Source organism: Nonomuraea sp. NPDC050783 (genome assembly GCF_040802095.1).
Lineage (GTDB): Bacteria > Actinomycetota > Actinomycetes > Streptosporangiales > Streptosporangiaceae > Nonomuraea.
In genome coordinates this window covers 163,808-182,801 of sequence record NZ_JBFAHK010000015.1, presented here as the reverse complement: position 1 = coordinate 182,801, position 18,994 = coordinate 163,808, and the positions used below count along the sequence as shown (strand labels likewise).

Below are 18,994 nucleotides of genomic sequence, written 5' to 3'. Positions count from 1 at the left end.
CTACGACTACTCGGGTGGGCGGACCGGTCTGTGGGTGTGGACCGCGAAGGCCGGTGGGTTCAACGCGCCGTCGCTGTTGTGGGACAGCGGGGCGGGGAACTTCGAGCAGCTGCGGGCGAAGCCGGTCGCCGGTGATTTCAACGGTGATGGCCTGGGTGATGTCGGGGCGTTCTACGACTACTCGGGTGGGCGGACCGGTCTGTGGGTGTGGACCGCGAAGGCCGGTGGGTTCAACGCGCCGTCGCTGTTGTGGGACAGCGGGGCGGGCAACTTCGAGCAGCTGCGGGCGAAGCCGGTCGCCGGTGATTTCAACGGTGACGGTCTGGGTGATGTCGGGGCGTTCTACGACTACTCGGGCGGGCGGACCGGCTTGTGGGTCTGGACGGCCAAGAGCGGTGGGTTCAACACGCCGTTCCTGCTGTGGGACAGCGGGGCCGGTAACTTCGAGCAGCCCCGGATGAAGCCGGTCGCGGGCGACTTCAACGGTGACGGTCTGGCCGACCTGGGTGGGTTCTACGACTACTCGGGCGGGCGTACCGGCCTGTGGGTCTGGACGGCCAAGGCTGGTGGGTTCAACGCGCCGTCGCTGTTGTGGGACAGCGGGGCGGGCAACTTCGAGCAGCTGCGGGCGAAGCCGGTCGCCGGTGACTTCAACGGCGACGGCATGACCGATCTCGGCACCTTCTACGACTACTCCGGTGCCCGTACCGGCCTGTGGGTCTGGACCGCCAAAAGCGGTGGGTTCAACACCCCGTCGCTGCTGTGGGACAGCGGGGCGGGCAACTTCGAGCAGCTGCGGGCGAAGCCGGTCGCTGGTGACTTCAACGGCGACGGGCTGACTGACCTCGGCACCTTCTACGACTACTCCGGTGCCCGTACCGGCCTGTGGGTGTGGACCGCCAAGACCGGTGGGTTCAACACGCCGTCGCTGCTGTGGGACAGCGGCGCCGGCAACTTCGAGCAGTCCCGCGTCAAGCCGGTCTGATCACCCGGATCACCCGGCCGTACCCTCCTCCCCCTTCTCTTCTCAAGGAGCTGTCATGAAGATCTCTGACGTCAGCCGCATGGTGACCGCGTCGGCCCTCCTGGCCGCCGGACTGATCGCCGCGGGCACCGCCCCGGCAGCGGCCCTGGAACCCACCCCCGGCCCGGCCGGCAGCCCCGTGCCCCAGGAGCTGGCCGCGAGCCTGGAGTACACAGCCTGCGTGTCCGGCGGCCCGACCAGCACGGACACGGCGATCGCCGACCAGGTCCGGCCCCAGATGAACGGCCCGCGGCTCGGCCGCGGCGTGAACGCGTACAACGTGTCGTGTGCCCGGATCATCACGTCCACGACCAAGGGCCGCGGGCTCGACAAGCGGGCGGCCGTCATCGCCGTCACCACCGCCATCACCGAGAGCACCCTGCACAACTACACGGTGGCCGCCGACCACGACAGCCTTGGCCTGTTCCAGCAGCGCCCGTCCCAGGGCTGGGGCACGCCCGCCCAGCTGATCGACCCGGTGTACGCCACCAACGCCTTCCTCAACGCCATGCTGCGCAAGTACCCGAACAACTCCTGGATGAGCGGAGACATCGGGGCCATCTGCCAGAAGGTGCAGGTGTCGGCCGTCCCCGACGCCTACGGCAAGGAGGTCCACGACGCGCAGCTCCTCGTCGACGCCCTGTGGGACGGGGCGGGCGCCACGACCGACCCGCCGTCCGGGAACTTCGCGCTGCGCGCCGACTTCAACGGTGACGGGCTCACCGACGTGGCCGCCTTCTACGACTACTCGGGCGGGCGTACCGGCCTGTGGGTCTGGACGGCGAAGGCCGGTGGGTTCAACACTCCGTCCCTGTTGTGGGACAGCGGTGCCGGTAACTTCGAGCAGCCCCGGATGAAGCCGGTGGCCGGTGACTTCAACGGTGACGGGCTGGCCGATGTCGGGGCGTTCTACGACTACTCGGGCGGGCGTACCGGCCTGTGGGTCTGGACGGCGAAGGCCGGTGGGTTCAACACTCCGTCGTTGTTATGGGACAGCGGGGCGGGCAACTTCGAGCAGTCGCGCGCCAAGCCCGTCACCGGCGACTTCAACGGCGACGGCCTGGCCGACCTCGGCACCTTCTACGACTACTCGGGCGCCCGTACCGGCCTGTGGGTCTGGACGGCGAAGGCCGGCGGGTTCAACACTCCGTCGCTGTTGTGGGACAGCGGGGCGGGCAACTTCGAGCAACTGCGGGCGAAGCCGGTCGCCGGTGACTTCAACGGCGACGGTCTGGGTGATGTCGGGGCGTTCTACGACTACTCGGGCGGGCGGACCGGCTTGTGGGTCTGGACGGCGAAGGCCGGTGGGTTCAACACTCCGTCCCTGCTGTGGGACAGCGGGGCCGGGAACTTCGAGCAGTCGCGCGTGAAGCCGGTCGCGGGCGACTTCAACGGCGACGGCCTGGCCGACCTGGGTGGGTTCTACGACTACTCGGGCGGGCGGACCGGCCTGTGGGTCTGGACGGCGAAGGCCGGTGGGTTCAACACGCCGTCGCTGCTGTGGGACAGCGGGGCGGGCAACTTCGAGCAGCTGCGGGCGAAGCCGGTCGCCGGCGACTTCAACGGCGACGGCATGACCGATCTCGGCACCTTCTACGACTACTCCGGTGCCCGTACCGGCCTGTGGGTCTGGACGGCGAAGACCGGTGGCTTCAACACTCCGTCGCTGTTGTGGGACAGCGGGGCGGGCAACTTCGAGCAGTCCCGCGCCAAGCCGATCTGACCCCCCTCGGGACCGCCGCACGGTGACCCACCGTGCGGCGGTCCCCGCGGTTTGCACCCCGGACGGCCTGGGTTCTCAGTCGGCCGTGAAGTCGGAGAACAGCAGCAGGGCCAGGGCGAGTGCGACGACCACGTTGACCACCGTCGCGGCGGCGAACACCGAGACCGGCCGCCAGCCCGCCTCCCGCAGCGACGAGACGCGGAACTCCAGCCCGATGCTGACGAAGGCCAGGATCAGGAACCACGTCCGCAGGTCGTTGGCCACGCCGATGACCTGCTTGCCGTGGTCGGCGCTGACGGTGGTCAGCCACCAGGTGGCGATCACGGACGCGGCCACGAACCCGAGGACGAACTTCGGGAAGCGCCGCCACAGCTCGGCCGGGCCGGGGCGGGGCGCGTCGGGGCGGCGCTCGATCCGGAAGGCGAACCAGGCGGTCAGGGCGATGGTGACGATGCCGATGAGCGCGTTCTGGGTGACTTTGACGATGGTGGCGATGGCCAGGGCGTTCTCGCCGACGATGGTGCCGGCGGCGGTCACGGCCGCGGTGGTGTCGATGTTGCCGCCGATCCAGGCGCCGGCCACCTGCGGGCTGAGCCCGAGCAGGGAGGCCAGCGCGGGCAGGATGAAGATGGACGGCAGCGCGAAGGCGATGACCAGGCTGGCGCTGTAGGCGAGTTGCTCGCGCCTGGCCTGTACGGCTCCGGCGGCGGCGATGGCGGCGCTGACCCCGCAGATCGACACGGCGGCCGACAGCAGCGCGCGCAGCTTGTCGTCCAGGCCGAGCCTGCCGCCCAGCCACCAGGTGAACAGGAACACCGTGCTGATCAGCACGACGCCCTGGATGATCGCGGGCCCGGCGGCGGTCACGATCACCTTGAGGTTGATCGAGGCGCCCAGCAGCACCAGCCCGGTCTTGATGAAGAACTCGGTACGGAACCCGTCCGCCAGCCGGTCGCGCAGCCCGGCGGCGGTGAGCACGGCGTTGCCGAGCAGGCCCAGGGCGATCGCGTAGATCGGGAACTCGATGGCCTTGGCCAGCGCGGACCCCTCGAACCAGGCGGGCACGCCCTTCTCCAGGAACCGGGTGGCGGCGCCCAGCAGCAGCACGACCAGGACGCCCAGCGCGCCCCACTGCCAGGTGCGGGTGCCGGTGGAGGCCGGGGCGGTCATCAGGGCACCAGCCCGGGCGGGATGACGCCGACCAGGACGAGGACGAGCAGGACCAGGCCGAGGATGGTCGCGGCCCAGTCCTCGTTGAACGCGGTGCGGCTTTCGGGGGGTTCTTGCCGGTTCATGGGAGGCCCTTCTCTGACATTGGCTCTCAGACGGGATCCTCCGCAAAAATCCCTATGAAATCAATAGGAATACTCTGAAATATCCGTCTCGGCCCGGACGACCGGCGCCACCTCGGCGAAGAAGCGTTCCAGGTGGCCGCGGGTCGTGGCGTCGTCGTCGTGGAAGAACCCCTCGACGCCGATGCCGAACAGGTCGTTGCCGAAGGCCGCGTGCAGGGCCAGGAGCTTGTCGATGATCTGCGCGGGGCTGCCGACCAGCGCCGAGCCCCGCGCGACGAAGTCCTCCACGCTCTCGTACGGGAAGCCGTTGCGGGCGGCCACCGGGTGGCGGCGGAAGCGCTCGAACGCCGGCCTGGCCAGCGCGTAGGCGTCCTGCGAGCGGGTGGCGATCACCGGCGAGTGGGCGCCGACGGCCAGGGGGATCGCGGACGGGTCGTGGCCGTGGTGCGCCAGGCGGTCCCGGTAGTGCCGGACGAGGGCCAGGTAGTGCTCGACCGGCTGGAAGCCGTTGGCGGAGTAGAGCGGATCGCCCCAGCGCGCGGCCAGCTCCGTCGAGCGCTCGCTCGACGCCGAGCCGTGCCAGACGACCGGCGCCGGACGCTGGTACGGGCGCGGCCGGGTGGTCGCATCGCGCAGGTCCGGCCGGAACCGTCCCGACCAGGTGACCGACTCCTCGCGCCACAGCCGCCGCAGCAACTCGTAGCCCTCCTGGAGCCGGTCCCACTGCTCCTCCTGGCGGGCGCCGAACAGCTCCAGCGACGGGGCGTCGTTGCCCTTGCCGATGACCAGCTCCAGCCGCCCGCCGCTCAGGTGGTCGAGCATGGCGTAGTCCTCGGCCACCCGTACGGGGTCGTTCAGCGACAGCACGGTCACCGTGGTGAACAGCCGGATCGTGGACGTCCTCGCGGCGATGTGGGAGAGCAGGACGGCGGGGGAGGACGACAGGAAGCCCGGATTGTGGCGTTCCCCGACCCCGAAGCCGTCGTAACCGAGCCGTTCGGCCCAGATCGCCAGGTCGATGGTGGCGAGAAGCCGGTCGTGCTCGCCCTGGCCGGGGGCGGAGAGCGCCGGGTCGGTGGACAGCAGGGTGCTCGCCAGGAACCTCATTTTCGGCCTCTTTCGTCTCGGAGGGAGCGCGAGAAGGAGCGCGGGGAGCGTGGGACCGGCCTGGTCAGAAGCCGATCGGCTCGCGGACGAGCACGACCGTGCCGCGCTCGGGGAGCGCCTCGCGTTCCAGGATGAGGATCTTGCCGATGAACGACGACTGGCCGAACTCCTGGAGCCGCAGGTGCTCGCGGGGCAGGCTGTACGAGCGGATCCGGCGCAGCGCGGTCTCCAGGTCCGGCACCACCTTCTGGGCGCCCACCACCCAGATGGCCCGGCCCGCGCCCGAGGCGTACGGCGCGAGCTGGCTGCCGCTCGCCGAGGCGACGACCAGGTGGCCGTCCTCCGTCACCGCGTGCACGCTGCCCACGACCACGTCGGCCGTGGCGCCCAGGCGGATGTGCGCCTGGACGTCGTCACCGAGGTCGCCGGCCTGCGCCCGTACGGAGGCGAAGTCGCCGGAGTCGTCGATGTCGGCCGCGATGCCAGACAGCCTGAGCGTCTGGCTGGTGGCGGTGAACACCTTCTCGTCGCGCGGCAGCAGGCCGGCGACCAGGGCGCGGGCCTCGGCGGCGGTGTCCACGACGTGCACCAGGTAGCCGTTGGCGCGCAGCGCGGCCGCGGCGCGCTCCACTCGTGCCGGGGGCGCGGCGGCGGCGAATGTCTCATCGGGCACGACGGTCTGTACGGACATGATGATCCCTCTGCTGATGGTGTCTGGTATCGGGGATCATTGTGAGTAACGGTAAATACCTACCGGAAGTAGGCACTTTTTCTTGCCTCGGTGAACTGGAGGGAACCATGGATGCGTCGGCCGCGTTGCGCGCCCGTGACGAGCTGACCTGTCAGGTCCGTGACGTGCTGGACCGGGTGGGGGAGAAGTGGACGCTGGCGGTCGTCAACGAGCTCGGGCAGGGCACGCGCCGCTTCACCGAGCTCAGGCGGGCCGTCCCGGGGATCAGCCAGCGCATGCTGACCGCCACGCTGCGCACCCTCGAACGTGACGGGCTGGTCGCCCGCACCGTGCACCCCGTGGTGCCGCCGCACGTGGAGTACGAGCTGACGCCGCTCGGCGGCACCCTGCTGGAGCGGGTCTGGGGGCTGGTCGACTGGGCGCTGGAGCACCACGGCGCCATCGAGGACGCCCGCGACCGCTACGACCACCCCCGGGAGGCGAACCCTGCGAGTTGAACAGGGAAAGCATGGACCGCTGCTCAGCGTACGCGGAGGACGACCTTTCCCGTGGTGCGGCGGGCGGCGATGTCGGCGAAGGCCCGGCCGGCGTCGGCGAGGGGGTACTCCGCGCCGGTGACCACGCGCAGCCGGCCCTTGGCGACGAGGTCGAGGAGGGCGGTCAGCGGCCGGCGGAAGCCGTCGTCGAGCGTGAGGGCGGGGCGCAGCCAGAACCCGGCGTACGTGAGATTGCCCTCGGCGAGCCGCTCGGCGTCCACCGGGGGACGGCCCTGCCGGGAGGCGTTGCCGTAACTCACCAACCGGCCGAACTGGGCCAGCGCGTCCAGGCCGGCGGCGAGGGCGGCGCCGCCGTTGGCGTCCAGCACCACGTCCGCTCCGCGTCCCTGGTTGGCCTGCCTGACCCGCGCGGAATAGCCCTCCGGCTCGCTGTCCACCGCCGCGTCGGCGCCCAGCTCCAGGGCGAGGGCCCGCTTCTCCTCGGTCGAGGCCGCCGCGATCACCCGGCCCGCGCCGAACTCGCGGGCGAGCTGGACGGCGAGGCTGCCCACCCCGCCGGCGGCGGCGTTCACCACCACCGACTCGCCCTGGCCGAGCCGGGCCGAGCCGCGCAGCAGGTGCCAGGCGGTCAGGCCCTGCACCAGCATCGCCAGCGCCTCCCCGTCGCCCACCTCCTCGGGGATCTCGACCACTTCGGTGGCCGGGACCACCGCCCGCTCCGCGAAGCCGCCGCCGGCGAAGGTGAAGGCGACCACCCGCCGCCCGTCAGGGGTACGGCCGACGACCTCGGAGCCCAGGACGAAAGGCAGGGTCACGCCGCCATAGCTCCCGGCGGCCCGGGACAGGTCCGCGTAGTTGACGCCGGCCGCCGCGACCTCCACCACCACCTCGCCGGGCCCCGGCACCGGGTCGGCCGCCTCGACCACCTCCAGCACCTCCGGACCACCGAACCTGGAAATCCTGACAACGCGCACGGCTCCTCCGCCCCTCTCGTTCTCGGGCCCTCTCGTTCTCGGGCCCTCTCGTTCTCGGTCCCTCTCGGCCGCGACCCCCGAGCGCCCTCGGGATCGGCGCGATCCATTGACACGAGGGCTTCCCTTTACCTACTTTTCAGATAGACAATATCGAAAGGGATGGCGGCGATCGTGCGCAAGGTGATCGGAGCCGGTGCGGTGGCGCTGGGCGTGGTCCTGACCATCGGGGGATGCGGTGGTTCGAGTGGTTCCGGTGCGTCCTCGCCGTCGGGCCCGTCGTCCGGTGCGGGAACGACCTTCACGTACTGGACCAGCGGCTGGCAGCCGGACCAGATCGCGAAGGTGGACGCGGCGTTCGCCAAGAGCCACCCCGGGCTGCACGCCAAGGGCCAGTTCATCGCCAGCTCCGACCAGTACCTGCCGAAGGTGATCGCGGCGCTGCGGAACGGCACCCATCCCACCGTCCTGCTCACCCAGAACCCCTCCGACCTGCCGCAGATCGCGAAGAGCGGCAAGCTGGTCCCCCTGGACGGCCAGGTGGAGGCGGAGACCGACGCCCTGTACCCCGGGATCCGCGAGTCGCTGTTCCACCAGGGACACCAGCTCGGCCTCGCCCTGGCCGGGGTGGGTGACATCGTGCTGTTCTACAACAAGAAGGCGTTCAAGGCGGCGGGCATCGCCCGGCCGCCGGCCACCTGGACCGAGCTGGCCGAGGACGCCAGGAAGCTGTCGGACCCGGCCAAGAAGACCTACGGCTTCTACGTCCCGCTCGGCGAGGCCGAGTGGATCACCTTCGCCTGGTCGCCGCTGCTGTACGCCGAAGGCGGCACCCTCCTCAACGCGGAGGGCACGGCCACAGCCTTCAACAGCCCGGCCGGCGTCAAGGCGCTCACCACCTGGACCGACCTGATCAAGAACAAGTCCGCGCCGAGCACCAGCTACGCGCAGGCGGGCAGCTTCGACGGGGCGCCCGCGTTCGCCAGCGGCGCGGTCGCGATGATCGCCAACGGCCAGTGGGCGATCTCGACCTTCGAGAAGGCCGGGATCGACTTCGGCGTGGCCCCGCTGCCCAAGGGCGCCGCGGGCACCTCGACGAGCATCGGCATCGGCGTGGCCGCGCTGCTGAAGACCTCCGACGCCGAGCAGAAGGCCGGCCTGGAGTTCCTCAAGTTCCTCGGCTCCCCCGAGCAGGGCGCCCTGCTGGCCGCGCAGAACGGCGGGCTGCCTTCCAGCCCGGCGCAGCTCCAGCAGAAGGCGCTGAAGGACCGGATCGCCGAGGACCCGACGTACGCGGTGTTCGCCGATGCCCTACGCACCGGCAAGGTACGCCCGATCACGCCGGCGTACAACGCGATCTCCCAGAGCCTGTGGACGCAGATCAACGCGGCGCTCCGCGGCGAGAAGACGCCCGCCGAGGCCCTGGCCCAGGCGGCCAGGGAAGGGGACGCGGCGCTGAAGAGCGCGGGATGACGCCGCGCCCCGGCCCGCCGGCCCGCCACGGCACGACCTGGGCCCGGCGGCGGCGGTACCGGACCTGGGCGCTGGCGTACGCGTTCGTGGCGCCGACCGTGCTGCTCACCGTCGCCTTCTCGCTGGTCCCGCTCGGCATGCTGGCCTGGCGGAGCCTGTACGGGGGCGATGTCTTCGACACCACGCTCCGGTACGTGGGCCTGGCGAACTACCGCGGCATGCTGGAGTCCGGCGGCGCTCACGCGCTGGGCGTCACCGGTGTCTACACGGTGGGGTTCGTCCTGCTGACGATGGGGGCGGGGCTGGTGCTCGCGCTGCTGCTCAACTCGCGGATGCCGGGCGTGGCTCGGCTGCGGGCGCCGTTCGTGATCCCGCTGGTGCTGCCCGTCGTGGCGACCGCTCTGATCTGGGGAAACCTGTTCGCGCCGCAGTTCGGGCTGGTGAACCGCCTGCTGGCCGCGGCGCACCTGCCCGAGCTGGACGTCCTGTCCGCTCCCGGCCCCGCCCTGCTCGCCGTGCTCACCTTCGGCGCGTGGCAGTTCTTCGGGCAGAACGTGATCCTCTACCTGGCGGCGCTGAAGTCGCTGCCCGCTGACGTGCTGGACGCGGCCGGCGTGGACGGGGCCGGGCCGTGGCGCCGCTTCGTGCACGTCCAGTGGCCGATGATGCGCCGGCACACGCTGCTGATCTGGGTGATCACCACGGTGACCGGCCTGCAGACGTTCACCCAGATCTACGTCCTGACCCAGGGCGGTCCGGACGGCGCGACCCGGACCGCTCTCTACTACATCTACAACGAGGGCTTCGTGCAGTTCGACACCGGCCGGGCGAACGCCATGGGCGTCGTGCTGTTCCTGCTCACCCTGGTGATCACCGTCGTCCAGATCGGGCTGCTCGGGCGGACGGACCGCGCCGCCGTGGCGGGGCGCCGTGCGGGTTAGTACGGCTCCGGCCGGGGGCGGGGCCGCCGGCCTGCTCGCCCGCCGCGCCACCGTGTACGCGCTGCTCGGCCTGGCGGTCCTGATCGTGCTCTTCCCGCTGGTGTGGATGGCGCTGAGCGCGCTCAAGACCGACGGCCAGATCATCAACCCGGCCGCCCCGCTGTGGCCGGTAGATCCGCAGTGGTCGAACATCCCGCGGGCCCTCGGGCAGGCGCCGTTCGCCCGCTGGTATCTCAACACGGCGATCTTCGGCGTGGCGGCGACGGCGGGCCAGCTCGCGAGCGGGCTGCTGGCCGGTTACGCCTTCGCCCGCTTCTCCTTCCCCGGCCGGCGGATCCTGTTCCTGCTCACGCTCAGCGGCCTGATGGTCCCGTTCAGCGCGATCATCGTGCCGGTGTCGGAGCTGCTCGGGCGGCTCCACTGGCTCAACACCTACCAGGGCCTGATCGTCCCCAACATCGCCTCGGCGCTGGGCGCCTTCCTGTTCCGCCAGTTCTTCCTCGGCACCCCGGCGGAGCTGGCCGAGGCCGCCCGCATCGACGGGGCGTCGGAGTCGAGGATCTTCCGCAGCGTCTACCTGCCGCTGGCCCGGCCGGTCGTCGCGGCGCTGGCGATCATCCTGTTCCTGCAGAACTGGAACAACTTCCTGTTCCCGCTGATCGTGGTGAACACCACCGACATGGAGGTCCTGTCCCAGGGGCTGACGGTGTTCCAGAGCCAGTTCACCACCCAGTACAACCTGATCATGGCCGCGTCCCTCATCACGATCGTCCCCGTCCTGGTCGTGGCCGTGGCGGCGCAGCGCCACATCATCGAGGGCATCACCCTGGGCGCCCTCGACTGAGAATCCGAGGGCGCCGCCGCCACGGACCGCGTATCCTATTTAACGTGTAGGGAATACCGGACAAGCGAGGAGATCCCATGAGCGTCACCGACGAGCTGCTGGCCAACGCCGAGCGCTACGCCGCCTCCTTCGACCAGGGAGACCTGCCGCTCCCGCCCGCCAAGGGCGTGGCCGTCCTCGCCTGCATGGACGCCCGGCTCAACGTGTACGGCCTGCTGGGGCTACGGGAAGGCGACGCGCACGTCATCCGCAACGCCGGGGGCGTCGTCACCGCCGACGGGCGCCGCAGCCTGGCCATCAGCCAGCGGCTGCTGGGCACCCGTGAGATCATCCTCATCCATCACACCGACTGCGGCATGCTCACCTTCACCGACGACGCGTTCAAGGAGAGCATCCGGGCGGAGACCGGCATCAAGCCCGACTGGTCCGCCGAGGCGTTCGCCGACCTGGAGGAGGACGTCCGCCAGTCGGTGGCCCGCATCAAGGCCGATCCGTTCATCCCCCATCGCGACGCGGTCCGCGGGTTCGTCTACGAGGTCGAGGCCGGCCGGCTGCGCGAGGTGAAGGCGTAGGCGGCCCCTCGCGAAGGGCGCTCGCCGCGCTCCCTGTGCTCGCCGCGCTCACCGTGCTCCCGTCGCGGCGAACGGGATCGAGGCCGGCTCGGCGGCGGCCGGCTCCGCGGGGTGCTGCCACAGGCCCCGCTCGCGCAGGAGGGGGAGCACGCCCTCGCCGAACCAGTACGCCTCCTCCAGGTGCGGGTAGCCCGACAGCACGAACTCGGTGAGCCGGTGTCGGAGGAGCCGCCGACGTACACCTCGGGCACCGGGTCGGGCAGCCGGGCCGGCCGCGCCTCCTCCACCCGCAGGTGCTCGCCGGTGAAGCTCACGCTCTGGCCCTGCCACAACGAGCGCACGACGTGCAGGAACTCGCCGGTACGGGCGTAGCGGGCGTCCTTCGCCCACGACGTCGCGGCTGTCGCCGTAGGTGGGCAGGAAGCAGTGGAACGTCAGACTCATCGTCTCTCCTGGAGCAGGCCGTGCCGGGGCGGCGGCTTGCCGTCGAGTACGTAGCGGCCGATGTGCTGGATCTTCCAGCGGGCCGGGTCGTGCAGGGTGTGGGTACGGGCGTTGCGCCAGTGGCGGTGCAGGTTGAGCCCGTCGAGGCTGGAGCGGGTGCCGCCCAGCTCGAAGATCGCGTTGCCCAGCTCCATCGCCACGGGGTCGGCGAACGCCTTGGCCGCGGCCACGGCGATGGAGGCGGCGGCCGCCGTCTCGTCGGTCAGGTCGTAGCGGGCGGCGTCCACGGCCTGCGCGGCCCGGTCGAGCAGCGCCTCCTCCAGCGCTCCGCCGGCGGTGCCCACGTCGATGGCGGCGTGCAGGAGCTGGGCGTACGCGCCGTGGAGCTGCGGCCCCCGGAAGCCGACGTCAAGCCGCGCCTGGGCCGGGACGTCGTGCTGCACCAGGAGACCTGCACGCCGCCGGACCCCGCCGAGATCGCCGGCTACCGCCGGCGGATCGGGCGTTACCACACCGAGCAGGAGAAGCCCGCCGACTGGGTGCTGGACCGCCTGGCCTGGCGGATCGCGGACAAGGGCGGCCTCGACGGTCGGCACACCATCCGCGACTCGTTCCGCCGGCAGGGCTTTCCCCTCGCCTGACCCGGACCGTCAGATCCCGGCGGTGATCTTCTCCAGCAGGTGCGGCCCGCGCTCCGCCCCCTCGCGGTCGCGCCTGGCCACCTCCTCCCGGATGATCGGGATCACCTGCCGCCCGAAGTCGACGGCGTCGCCGAGCAGGTCGTAGCCCCGGGCGGAGATGATGTCCACGCCCAGGTCGTAGTAGTCGAGCAGCGCCTTCGCCACGGTCTCCGGGGTGCCCACCAGGGCGTTGGAGTTGCCCTCCCCGCCCGTGGCGGCGGACGTGGGCGTCCACAGGGCCCGGTCGAAGCGCTCGCCCCTGGCGGCGATGGCGATCAGCCGCTGCGCGCCGGTGTTCTCCGGCCCGTCCGGCGCGTGGCCGCGCGGCGGCTGCCGGACGGCCCGCCGCGCCCGGATGGCCTCGACCGTGCGCTCCGCCTTCTCCCAGGCCAGCTCCTCGGTCGGGGCGAGGATCGGGCGGAAGGCCGCCTGGATGCGCGGCCGGTCGGCCCGCCCGGCCGCGCGCGCCGCCGCCCACACCGCCTCGATCTGTTGGGCGGTGTCGGCCAGCGGCTCGCCCCACAGGCAGTAGACGTCCGCCTCGGCGCCGCCGGCGGCGTACGCGGCGGGCGAGGAGCCGCCGAAGGAGACCCCCGGATGCGGGTCCTGCACCGGGAAGATGTCGCTGACGTAGTCGTGGAAGCGGTAGTGCTCGCCCTCGTGGTCGAACGGCTCCCTGCTGGTCCACACCTTCTTGACGATCTGGATGTACTCCCTGGTCCGGCTGTAGCGCTGGTCCTTGGTCAGCGTGTCGCCCTCGCGCCGCTGCTCGTGGTCGTTGCCGCCGGTGATGAAGTGGATGGTCAGCCGCCCGTCGCTGATGTGGTCCAGCGTCGCGAACGAGCGCGCGGCGTACGTCGGGTAGGACACGTTCGGCCGGTGCGCCAGCAGGATCTGCAGCCGCTCCACCTTCGCCGCCAGCCAGCCCGCGGCCGGCGTGGGGACCGGCGTGTCCGACCCGTAGGCGAACAGGACCCGGTCCCAGCCGTGGTCCTCGTGGGCGCGGGCGAGCCTGAGCGTGTAGTCCTTGTCGAAGGAGAGCCCGGAACGGGCGGTGGTCTCCGAGGCGTTGTTGGTGTAGGCGATGCCGAGAAACTCCACGGGCATGTGAGGCGTCCTTATCGGAGAGCGGATCGGTGGCGGGCGTGCGCGGCGGCGAGCACGCCGCCGACTTCGGCCGTGCTGATGAGGACCGCCATGTTGGCCTGCGAGGTCCGCCCGCCGGTGACCTCGTCCACGGCCCGCATGAGGTACTTGGTGATCGCGTTGCCCCTGACGCCGGCCCGCTCGGCGGCGACCAGCGCCGCGCGCACGGCGGCCTCGGCCACCGCGGGGTCCACGGCGTCCTCGGGGCGGGGCGGGGTGGTGATGACGACCGCGCCGCGGCTGCCCGCCGCCCAGTGGTTGTCCACGACGCGGGCGATGACGTCGGGGTCGTCGACGCGGTGCGGGCTGCGCAGGCCGCTGGAAGCGCAGTAGAAGGCCGGGAAGTCGTCCGACCGGTACGACACCAGCGGCACGCCCTGCGTCTCCAGGTACTCCAGGGTCAGCCCGAGGTCCAGGATGTTCTTGGCCCCGGCGCAGACGACCGCCACCCTGGAGCGGGTGAACTGGATGAGGTCGGCGGAGACGTCCATCGTCGTCTCCGCGCCCCGGTGCACCCCGCCGATGCCCGCGGAGGCGAAGAACGGGATGCCCGCCAGCTCGGCGGCCACCAGCGAGGAGGCCACGGTGGTGGCGCCGAGCCCGCCGCGCGCCAGCACCACGGGCAGGTCCCGGTTGCCGGCCTTCGGGATGCCGGGGGTCGAGGCGAACCGCTCGATGTCCGCCTCTCCCATGCCGATCAGCAGCCGGCCGCCGTCCACCCCGATCGTCGCCGGCACCGCCCCGCCGGCCCGCACCGCGGACTCCACCTTGACGGCGGTGGCGGCGTTGTCCGGGTACGGCAGGCCGTGCGTGATCACGTTCGACTCCAGCGCGACCACCGCCCGGCCCTCGGCCAGCGCCTGCGCCACCTCCTCGGCGACCACCAGCGGGATGCCGCTCAACGGCGGTACTCCGGGGCCTTGATCAGCAGCTCCGGGCGGCCGGCGATCCGCGGCTCGTACACCGCGGCGCTCCAGTCGCCCGGATCCACCGGTTCGAGCGCGATGGACACGGCTCCCTCATAGGTGCCGAACTGCTCCACCACCACCGCGGTCAGCGCGTCCGCCAGGCGTCGCTTCTGCTCGGGGCCGAGGTCGAGGGGGAAGTGCTGGATGGTGACGTGCGGCATCACGACTCCTTCGTGCTCGTGCGGATGGCGCGGGCGAGCTCGGCCACGCCGGGCTCCTTGAGCGCGCCGTAGTGGTCGGCGGCCAGCTCGGACACCTTCCCGTCGATGTGCGGCTGCTCGTCGCCGGCTGCCCTGACGACGGTCACCGGCGCGGCGAGCCCGTCGAAGGTGTACGGGAAGGCGTAGGTCCTGGCCACCAGGCGGGCGATCCTGCGGATCAGCGGGCGGTCCAGCTCCGGCAGCAGGCCGTGCACGAAACCGGTGAAGCTCTCCTCGTCCCTGGCCCGCTCCAGGCAGCGTTCCAGGCCGGGGCCCGCGACCGTGCCGGTGAAGACGGAGTAGAGGATCGTCACGTACTCGGGGTTGGCGTAGGACGCCTCCCGGGGCCGGCTCCCGGCCCCCACCCGGGGGTTGCCCGGGCAGATCAGCACGACCTCGTCCACCTGCTCGCCGGCTTCCTCCAGTTGCCTGGCCGCCTCGAAGGCGACGCGCGCGCCGAAGGAGTAGCCCCACAACGTGTACGGCCCCCGCGGCCGCACGCGCCTGATCTCGGCCACGTCGGCGGCGGCCATGTCCTGGATCGACGGGTACGGCTCCTCGCCGGGGTTCAGCCCGTACGCCTGGACGCCGTAGAACGAGCGGTCGCGCGCGGCGTGGCGGGCCAGCAGGCGCAGGTTCATCGGGTAGCCGCCGAGCCCGGGCCAGCAGAACACCGGCCGGCCCCGCGCGGCGCGCCCGAGGGGCACCAGCCGCGAGGAGGGCGCCGCCTGCCCGGCGTCCACGCGTGCCGCCAGCTCCGTCAGCCTGGGCGACTCGAACAGCGCCTGGAAGGGTAAGCGCGTGCCGAACTCCCGGTTGACCCGGTTGACGAGCGCCACCGCGGTCAGCGAGTTGCCGCCGCAGGCGAAGAAGTCGTCCGTCGCCGACACCTCGTCGTACTTCAGCAGCCGGCCCCACTCGGCGGCCAGCCACCGCTCGGTCGCGGTCGCGGGCGGCGCGTGCGGGGCGGCCGGTCGCGGCCGGGCCAGGGCGCGCAGCGCGGCGGCGTCCACCTTACCGTTCGCCGTCAGCGGCAGCGCGTCCACGAGCAGGACCCGGTTGGGCAGCATGTAGTCGGGGAGCAGGCGGGCCAGCTCGTCCTTGATCAGCTCGGCGGGGCCCTTCATGTGGACGGCGTCCTCGCGCATGTCCTCGCCGGCGATCTGCTCGGCGCTGACCCGGCCGCCCAGGGCGAAGTACATCGCCTGCGGGTCCGCCGCGCCCGCGCCCGCGAGGATCTCCGCCACGCGCCGGGCCGCGGGCATCGGGTGGCCGCTCTTCGAGCTGTACCCCGACGACATCAGGCCGAGGCCCAGGCCGTTGCGCTGCAGGTGGTGCAGCCGGGCGCCCAGCACGACGTAGGCCAGCCACGGCCGCGTCTCCCTGGCCAGCAGGGCGAGGCCGAAGGCGGCGCGGTCGTACACCTGCTGGTTGATCGCCACGACGTGCCGGCGCTGCACGATCTCGTCGGCGACCCGGTCCAGCGTGCCGTCGCGATGCCGGTACCAGCCCGCGGACAGGTCCGGCACCCGGCCGGGATGCGCCTGGAGGTGGACCTCGACGTCCTCGGCGCGCGGCGAGCCGTCGTGCGGGCGGATCTCGAACGTGCCGATGTAGTGGTCGTGGGGCTCGACGCCGAGCCGTTCCCGCGCCGAGGCGATGCGGTCCAGCGGGCGGATGTCCAGCCCGTACGCGGGCAGCACGTCCTCGAAGACGCCCACCATGTGACCGGCCTCGAACTCCAGGACCTCGTGCAGGTTCTCCCGGTAGACCGGCTCGATCGCCGCCCGCCTGCCGGACAGGTGCACCCTCAGCCCGCCGTCCTCGGGCAACCGGGCCGCGCCGACGCGGACCAGGGCGTGATCGGCCGGGTTGTAGTAGTACAGCCCGGATGCCAGGCCGGCCACGCCGGTGACCTCCACGTAGAGCTGGGTCGCGTACAGGGCGCCGGGGGAGGCGTAGGCGTACTTGGGCAGCAGCCGCCGGTCGCTGCGGAACTGGCCGAACCAGCGCAGGATCCGCCCGAGCTCGTCCAGCCCGAGAGCGCCGGAGTGGCGGGCGCGCGTCGTGCCCGGCCCGGGGGCGAGCAACGCCAGCAGGTCCGCGCGGGTGACCGGTCCGCCCTCGTAGAACCGGTAGGTCTTGCGGGCGAAGACCGCCCGCCGCAGCTCGGCGGGCTCGTCGCGGTGCGGCAGCGCCACCGCCGGCCGGCCGGCCAGGTCCGGCCTGAGCCCCGCGTCGGCGAGTTGTGCCCGTACCTGCAGGCGGTCGGCCTTGGAGCGGTGATGCGCCGAGCGGTGGCTCTGGTCCATGAGCGCGGCCTCGCGGGGATCCAGCTCCGCGCACACGACCAGCTGCGGGGAACGGGTCCGGTCGTCGGTCACGACCACCGCCGCCGCCCGCCGTACCCAGGCGTGCCGTTCGGCGGCCCGCGCCACCTCGCCCAGCTCGATCCGGTGACCGCGCAGCTTGACCTGGTCGTCCGCGCGGCCGGCGAACTGGAGCGTGCCGTCGGGATTCCAGTACGCCAGGTCGCCGGTGCGGTAGAGCCGCTGGGTGGGGACGAACGGCGACGGGACGAACCGCTCGCGGGTCTGCTCCGGCCGGTTCAGGTAGCCCCGGGCGAGCTGGGCGCCGCCGATGTAGAGCTCGCCGGTCTCCCCGATGTCCACGGGGGCCAGGCTCGCGTCCAGGACGAAGCAGTGCGTGTTGTCCACCGGCACGCCGATCGGGAGCGTCCCGTCCCCGTCGCCGGCCTGCCAGGGATCGACGACGTGGGCGGTGGCGTTGATCGTGCACTCGGTGGGGCCGTACAGGTTGATCAGCGACGCGCCGGGCAGCGCGGCGAAGACGTCCCTGGCCAGCCGCTTGGTCAGGGCCTCGCCGCCGGAGAAGACCCGGGCCAGGGCGGTGCAGCGGGCCAGCCGCCCCGTGTCCACGAGCGCTTCGAGCAGCGTGGGCACGCACTGGAGGGTGGTGACGTCGTAGGCGGCCATGGTGTCGATGAGCGCGTCCGGGTCGCGGTGGCTCCCCGCCGGGGCCGTGACGACCCGGCTGCCGAACGCGGGCGCCAGGATCTCCCATTGGGCGGCGTCGAAGCTCGCGGGTGTCTTCTGCAGCACCGTGGTGTGCGGGCCGACGTGGCCGCACGTGTGCATCCAGCGGAGCTGCGACGCGATGCTGTGGTGCTCGATCATCACGCCCTTGGGACGGCCCGTGCTGCCGGAGGTGTAGATGACGTAGGCGAGGGAGCCGGGGCGCCAGGCCGCCTCCGCGGGCCGCTCCTCGCCGGGCTCGCCGGGCTCGGCGGGCTCGCCGGCCAGGCTGACGATCCGGGTGCCCGGCGGCGCCAGCTCCGACACCTCGCGGACGAGGTGGGGCTGGGTGACGACGACGGCGGCCCGGCTGTCCTCGATCATGAAGCGGACCCGGTCGCGCGGGTAGTCGGGGGAGAGCGGCAGGTACGCGGCCCCCGCCATGAGGATCCCCCAGACGCCGGTGATCAGGTCGGCCGAGGGGTCGGCGTACAGGCCGACGCAGTCGTCCGGGCCCGTGGACAGCCGCCGCAGACGGGCCGCCAGCCGGAGGGCGTCGCGAACGAGCTCGCGGAAGGTGAGGCTGCCGCCGGCCCCGGTGACCGCGACCGCGTCGGGCCGGCTCTCGGCCTGCTGGAGCAGGAGGTCCGGCAGGCAGGCTCCGAGGCCGACGGGCGTGCGGGGACCGGCCGGCCGGGCGGAAGGAACGGTGATCATCATGCTCCTGGATCGGTGGTGCCGAAGTAGCGGTCGCCGAAGTCGCCGATGCCCGGGACCATGAAGGCGTTGTCGTTCAGCCGCTCCTCGATCGAGGAGACGACGATCCTGACGTGCGGGTGCGCCTCGGTGACGGCGCGGATGCCCTCGGGCGCGGCGATGAAGTCGATCAGAACGATGTGCTCCTCCCGCACGCCGGCCTTGAGCAGCACGTCGATGGCGGCGTTGGCCGAGCCCCCGGTGGCCAGCATCGGCTCCAGGAGCAGGACGTGGCTGTCGGCGATGCCGGGCGGCAGGTGCGAGTAGTACAGGTGCGGGAGCTTCGTCTGCTTGTCCCGCTGGATGAGGATCTTGCCGATGCGGATGCCGGGATGGATGTCGCGTAACTCGGCCTCCATGCTCTCCCCGGCCCTGACCACGGCCACGGCGCAGACGTCCGCGGTGTGCCTCAGCCCCCGGTAGGTGGCGCCCACCGGCGTGGTCACGTGATGCTCGGTGAAGGGGAGCTGGTCGAGCCCGGCCTCCAGCAGGAGGCGGATGATGCGGCGGGAGTGCAGGACGAAGGCGTCGAGCCCGGCGTGCCGGTCGCGCACGACCGTGTGCAGGGCGCGTAACTGGCTGGTCTGCGGGAGCAGGTGAAGGTTGTGCTGGGCAGGCATGGCGGTC

General features: G+C 72.0%; 19 protein-coding genes and 2 pseudogenes. 8 read left to right on the top strand and 13 right to left on the bottom strand.

Features of this window, described 5'->3' with window-relative positions; genetic code table 11:
- Nucleotides 1-985 (top strand): FG-GAP repeat domain-containing protein (locus AB0H75_RS33640; protein WP_367803465.1); only part of this gene is annotated, 985 nt, incomplete at its 5' end.
- A gap of 55 nt (nucleotides 986-1,040) precedes the next feature.
- Nucleotides 1,041-2,747, top strand: coding sequence for an FG-GAP repeat domain-containing protein (locus AB0H75_RS33635; protein WP_367803463.1), 1,707 nt, complete (start codon nucleotides 1,041-1,043; stop codon nucleotides 2,745-2,747).
- Between the two features lie 75 nt (nucleotides 2,748-2,822).
- Here AB0H75_RS33635 and AB0H75_RS33630 read toward each other — a convergent pair whose 3' ends face one another.
- The 4 genes from AB0H75_RS33630 to AB0H75_RS33615 form a co-directional block, all read right to left on the bottom strand.
- On the bottom strand, nucleotides 2,823-3,917 hold the full coding sequence (locus AB0H75_RS33630; protein ID WP_367803461.1) for a YeiH family protein: 1,095 nt from the start codon (nucleotides 3,915-3,917) through the stop codon (nucleotides 2,823-2,825).
- Nucleotides 3,917-4,042, bottom strand: coding sequence for a hypothetical protein (locus AB0H75_RS33625; protein ID WP_367803459.1), 126 nt, complete (start codon nucleotides 4,040-4,042; stop codon nucleotides 3,917-3,919). The genes AB0H75_RS33630 and AB0H75_RS33625 overlap by 1 nt, the downstream gene beginning before the upstream one ends.
- Nucleotides 4,043-4,102: 60 nt before the next feature.
- Entirely contained in the window at nucleotides 4,103-5,149 is a 1,047-nt protein-coding gene (locus tag AB0H75_RS33620) for an LLM class flavin-dependent oxidoreductase (RefSeq protein ID WP_367803457.1), read from the bottom strand.
- Between the two features lie 64 nt (nucleotides 5,150-5,213).
- On the bottom strand, nucleotides 5,214-5,840 hold the full coding sequence (locus AB0H75_RS33615) for an LUD domain-containing protein (protein ID WP_367803455.1): 627 nt from the start codon (nucleotides 5,838-5,840) through the stop codon (nucleotides 5,214-5,216).
- A 107-nt stretch (nucleotides 5,841-5,947) separates the two neighbouring features.
- Here AB0H75_RS33615 and AB0H75_RS33610 point away from each other — a divergent pair, with 107 nt between their 5' ends.
- Entirely contained in the window at nucleotides 5,948-6,337 is a 390-nt protein-coding gene (locus AB0H75_RS33610) for a winged helix-turn-helix transcriptional regulator (protein ID WP_367803453.1), read from the top strand.
- 23 nt (nucleotides 6,338-6,360) lie between these two features.
- Here the strand turns inward: AB0H75_RS33610 and AB0H75_RS33605 are convergent, their stop codons facing one another.
- Nucleotides 6,361-7,311, bottom strand: coding sequence for a zinc-binding alcohol dehydrogenase family protein (locus tag AB0H75_RS33605; protein ID WP_367803451.1), 951 nt, complete (start codon nucleotides 7,309-7,311; stop codon nucleotides 6,361-6,363).
- 159 nt (nucleotides 7,312-7,470) lie between these two features.
- Here AB0H75_RS33605 and AB0H75_RS33600 point away from each other — a divergent pair, with 159 nt between their 5' ends.
- The 4 genes from AB0H75_RS33600 (at nucleotide 7,471) to AB0H75_RS33585 (ending at nucleotide 11,138) form a co-directional block, all read left to right on the top strand.
- Nucleotides 7,471-8,781: an ABC transporter substrate-binding protein gene (locus AB0H75_RS33600; protein WP_367803449.1), complete on the top strand. Its 1,311-nt coding sequence runs from the start codon at nucleotides 7,471-7,473 to the stop codon at nucleotides 8,779-8,781.
- Nucleotides 8,778-9,722: a carbohydrate ABC transporter permease gene (locus AB0H75_RS33595; RefSeq protein WP_367803447.1), complete on the top strand. Its 945-nt coding sequence runs from the start codon at nucleotides 8,778-8,780 to the stop codon at nucleotides 9,720-9,722. The genes AB0H75_RS33600 and AB0H75_RS33595 overlap by 4 nt, the downstream gene beginning before the upstream one ends.
- Nucleotides 9,712-10,566: a carbohydrate ABC transporter permease gene (locus AB0H75_RS33590; RefSeq protein ID WP_367803445.1), complete on the top strand. Its 855-nt coding sequence runs from the start codon at nucleotides 9,712-9,714 to the stop codon at nucleotides 10,564-10,566. The genes AB0H75_RS33595 and AB0H75_RS33590 overlap by 11 nt, the downstream gene beginning before the upstream one ends.
- A gap of 77 nt (nucleotides 10,567-10,643) precedes the next feature.
- On the top strand, nucleotides 10,644-11,138 hold the full coding sequence (locus AB0H75_RS33585; protein WP_367803443.1) for a beta-class carbonic anhydrase: 495 nt from the start codon (nucleotides 10,644-10,646) through the stop codon (nucleotides 11,136-11,138).
- Nucleotides 11,139-11,186: 48 nt separating this feature from the next.
- Here the strand turns inward: AB0H75_RS33585 and AB0H75_RS33580 are convergent.
- The 3 genes and pseudogenes from AB0H75_RS33580 to AB0H75_RS33570 form a co-directional block, all read right to left on the bottom strand.
- Nucleotides 11,187-11,357: pseudogene (locus AB0H75_RS33580) on the bottom strand (alkanesulfonate monooxygenase); the annotation flags it as partial.
- A gap of 56 nt (nucleotides 11,358-11,413) precedes the next feature.
- Nucleotides 11,414-11,488, bottom strand: a pseudogene (locus AB0H75_RS33575) (hypothetical protein); the annotation flags it as partial.
- A 90-nt stretch (nucleotides 11,489-11,578) separates the two neighbouring features.
- Nucleotides 11,579-12,025 (bottom strand): acyl-CoA dehydrogenase family protein, encoded by a 447-nt coding sequence (locus tag AB0H75_RS33570; protein WP_367803441.1) that lies wholly within the window; start codon nucleotides 12,023-12,025, stop codon nucleotides 11,579-11,581.
- On the opposite strand from AB0H75_RS33570, the gene AB0H75_RS33565 reads away from it, so the two are divergent.
- Nucleotides 12,017-12,223, top strand: coding sequence for a hypothetical protein (locus AB0H75_RS33565; protein ID WP_367803439.1), 207 nt, complete (start codon nucleotides 12,017-12,019; stop codon nucleotides 12,221-12,223). The two genes, AB0H75_RS33570 and AB0H75_RS33565, sit on opposite strands and share 9 nt — an antisense overlap.
- A 9-nt stretch (nucleotides 12,224-12,232) precedes the next feature.
- Here AB0H75_RS33565 and AB0H75_RS33560 read toward each other — a convergent pair whose 3' ends face one another.
- The 5 genes from AB0H75_RS33560 to upp are packed head-to-tail and all read right to left on the bottom strand — an operon-like array spanning nucleotide 12,233 to nucleotide 18,987.
- Nucleotides 12,233-13,369, bottom strand: coding sequence for an LLM class flavin-dependent oxidoreductase (locus AB0H75_RS33560; protein WP_367803437.1), 1,137 nt, complete (start codon nucleotides 13,367-13,369; stop codon nucleotides 12,233-12,235).
- An 11-nt stretch (nucleotides 13,370-13,380) separates the two neighbouring features.
- Nucleotides 13,381-14,310 carry a pseudouridine-5'-phosphate glycosidase gene (locus AB0H75_RS33555; RefSeq protein WP_367803435.1) on the bottom strand — a complete coding sequence of 310 codons (930 nt, stop codon included), beginning with the start codon at nucleotides 14,308-14,310 and terminating at the stop codon, nucleotides 13,381-13,383.
- The gene (locus AB0H75_RS33550; protein ID WP_367803433.1) at nucleotides 14,307-14,537 is read right to left on the bottom strand and encodes a tautomerase family protein; all 231 of its coding nucleotides are present in this window, start codon (nucleotides 14,535-14,537) and stop codon (nucleotides 14,307-14,309) included. Before AB0H75_RS33550 ends, AB0H75_RS33555 begins: the two co-directional genes overlap by 4 nt.
- Nucleotides 14,537-18,331, bottom strand: a complete 3,795-nt coding sequence (locus AB0H75_RS33545; protein WP_367803431.1) for an amino acid adenylation domain-containing protein — start codon at nucleotides 18,329-18,331, stop codon at nucleotides 14,537-14,539. The genes AB0H75_RS33550 and AB0H75_RS33545 overlap by 1 nt, the downstream gene beginning before the upstream one ends.
- On the bottom strand, nucleotides 18,328-18,987 hold the full coding sequence (gene upp, locus AB0H75_RS33540; RefSeq protein ID WP_367803429.1) for a uracil phosphoribosyltransferase: 660 nt from the start codon (nucleotides 18,985-18,987) through the stop codon (nucleotides 18,328-18,330). Before upp ends, AB0H75_RS33545 begins: the two co-directional genes overlap by 4 nt.
- Nucleotides 18,988-18,994 lie beyond the last annotated feature (7 nt).

Coding starts and splice junctions, on each gene's coding strand:
- AB0H75_RS33635 (WP_367803463.1), top strand. CDS start 1,041: ATGAAGATCTCTGACGTCAGCCGCATGGTGACCGCGTCGGCCCTCCTG.
- AB0H75_RS33630 (WP_367803461.1), bottom strand. CDS start 3,917: ATGACCGCCCCGGCCTCCACCGGCACCCGCACCTGGCAGTGGGGCGCG.
- AB0H75_RS33625 (WP_367803459.1), bottom strand. CDS start 4,042: ATGAACCGGCAAGAACCCCCCGAAAGCCGCACCGCGTTCAACGAGGAC.
- AB0H75_RS33620 (WP_367803457.1), bottom strand. CDS start 5,149: ATGAGGTTCCTGGCGAGCACCCTGCTGTCCACCGACCCGGCGCTCTCC.
- AB0H75_RS33615 (WP_367803455.1), bottom strand. CDS start 5,840: ATGTCCGTACAGACCGTCGTGCCCGATGAGACATTCGCCGCCGCCGCG.
- AB0H75_RS33610 (WP_367803453.1), top strand. CDS start 5,948: ATGGATGCGTCGGCCGCGTTGCGCGCCCGTGACGAGCTGACCTGTCAG.
- AB0H75_RS33600 (WP_367803449.1), top strand. CDS start 7,471: ATGGCGGCGATCGTGCGCAAGGTGATCGGAGCCGGTGCGGTGGCGCTG.
- AB0H75_RS33595 (WP_367803447.1), top strand. CDS start 8,778: ATGACGCCGCGCCCCGGCCCGCCGGCCCGCCACGGCACGACCTGGGCC.
- AB0H75_RS33585 (WP_367803443.1), top strand. CDS start 10,644: ATGAGCGTCACCGACGAGCTGCTGGCCAACGCCGAGCGCTACGCCGCC.
- AB0H75_RS33560 (WP_367803437.1), bottom strand. CDS start 13,369: ATGCCCGTGGAGTTTCTCGGCATCGCCTACACCAACAACGCCTCGGAG.
- AB0H75_RS33550 (WP_367803433.1), bottom strand. CDS start 14,537: ATGCCGCACGTCACCATCCAGCACTTCCCCCTCGACCTCGGCCCCGAG.
- AB0H75_RS33545 (WP_367803431.1), bottom strand. CDS start 18,331: ATGATGATCACCGTTCCTTCCGCCCGGCCGGCCGGTCCCCGCACGCCC.
- upp (WP_367803429.1), bottom strand. CDS start 18,987: ATGCCTGCCCAGCACAACCTTCACCTGCTCCCGCAGACCAGCCAGTTA.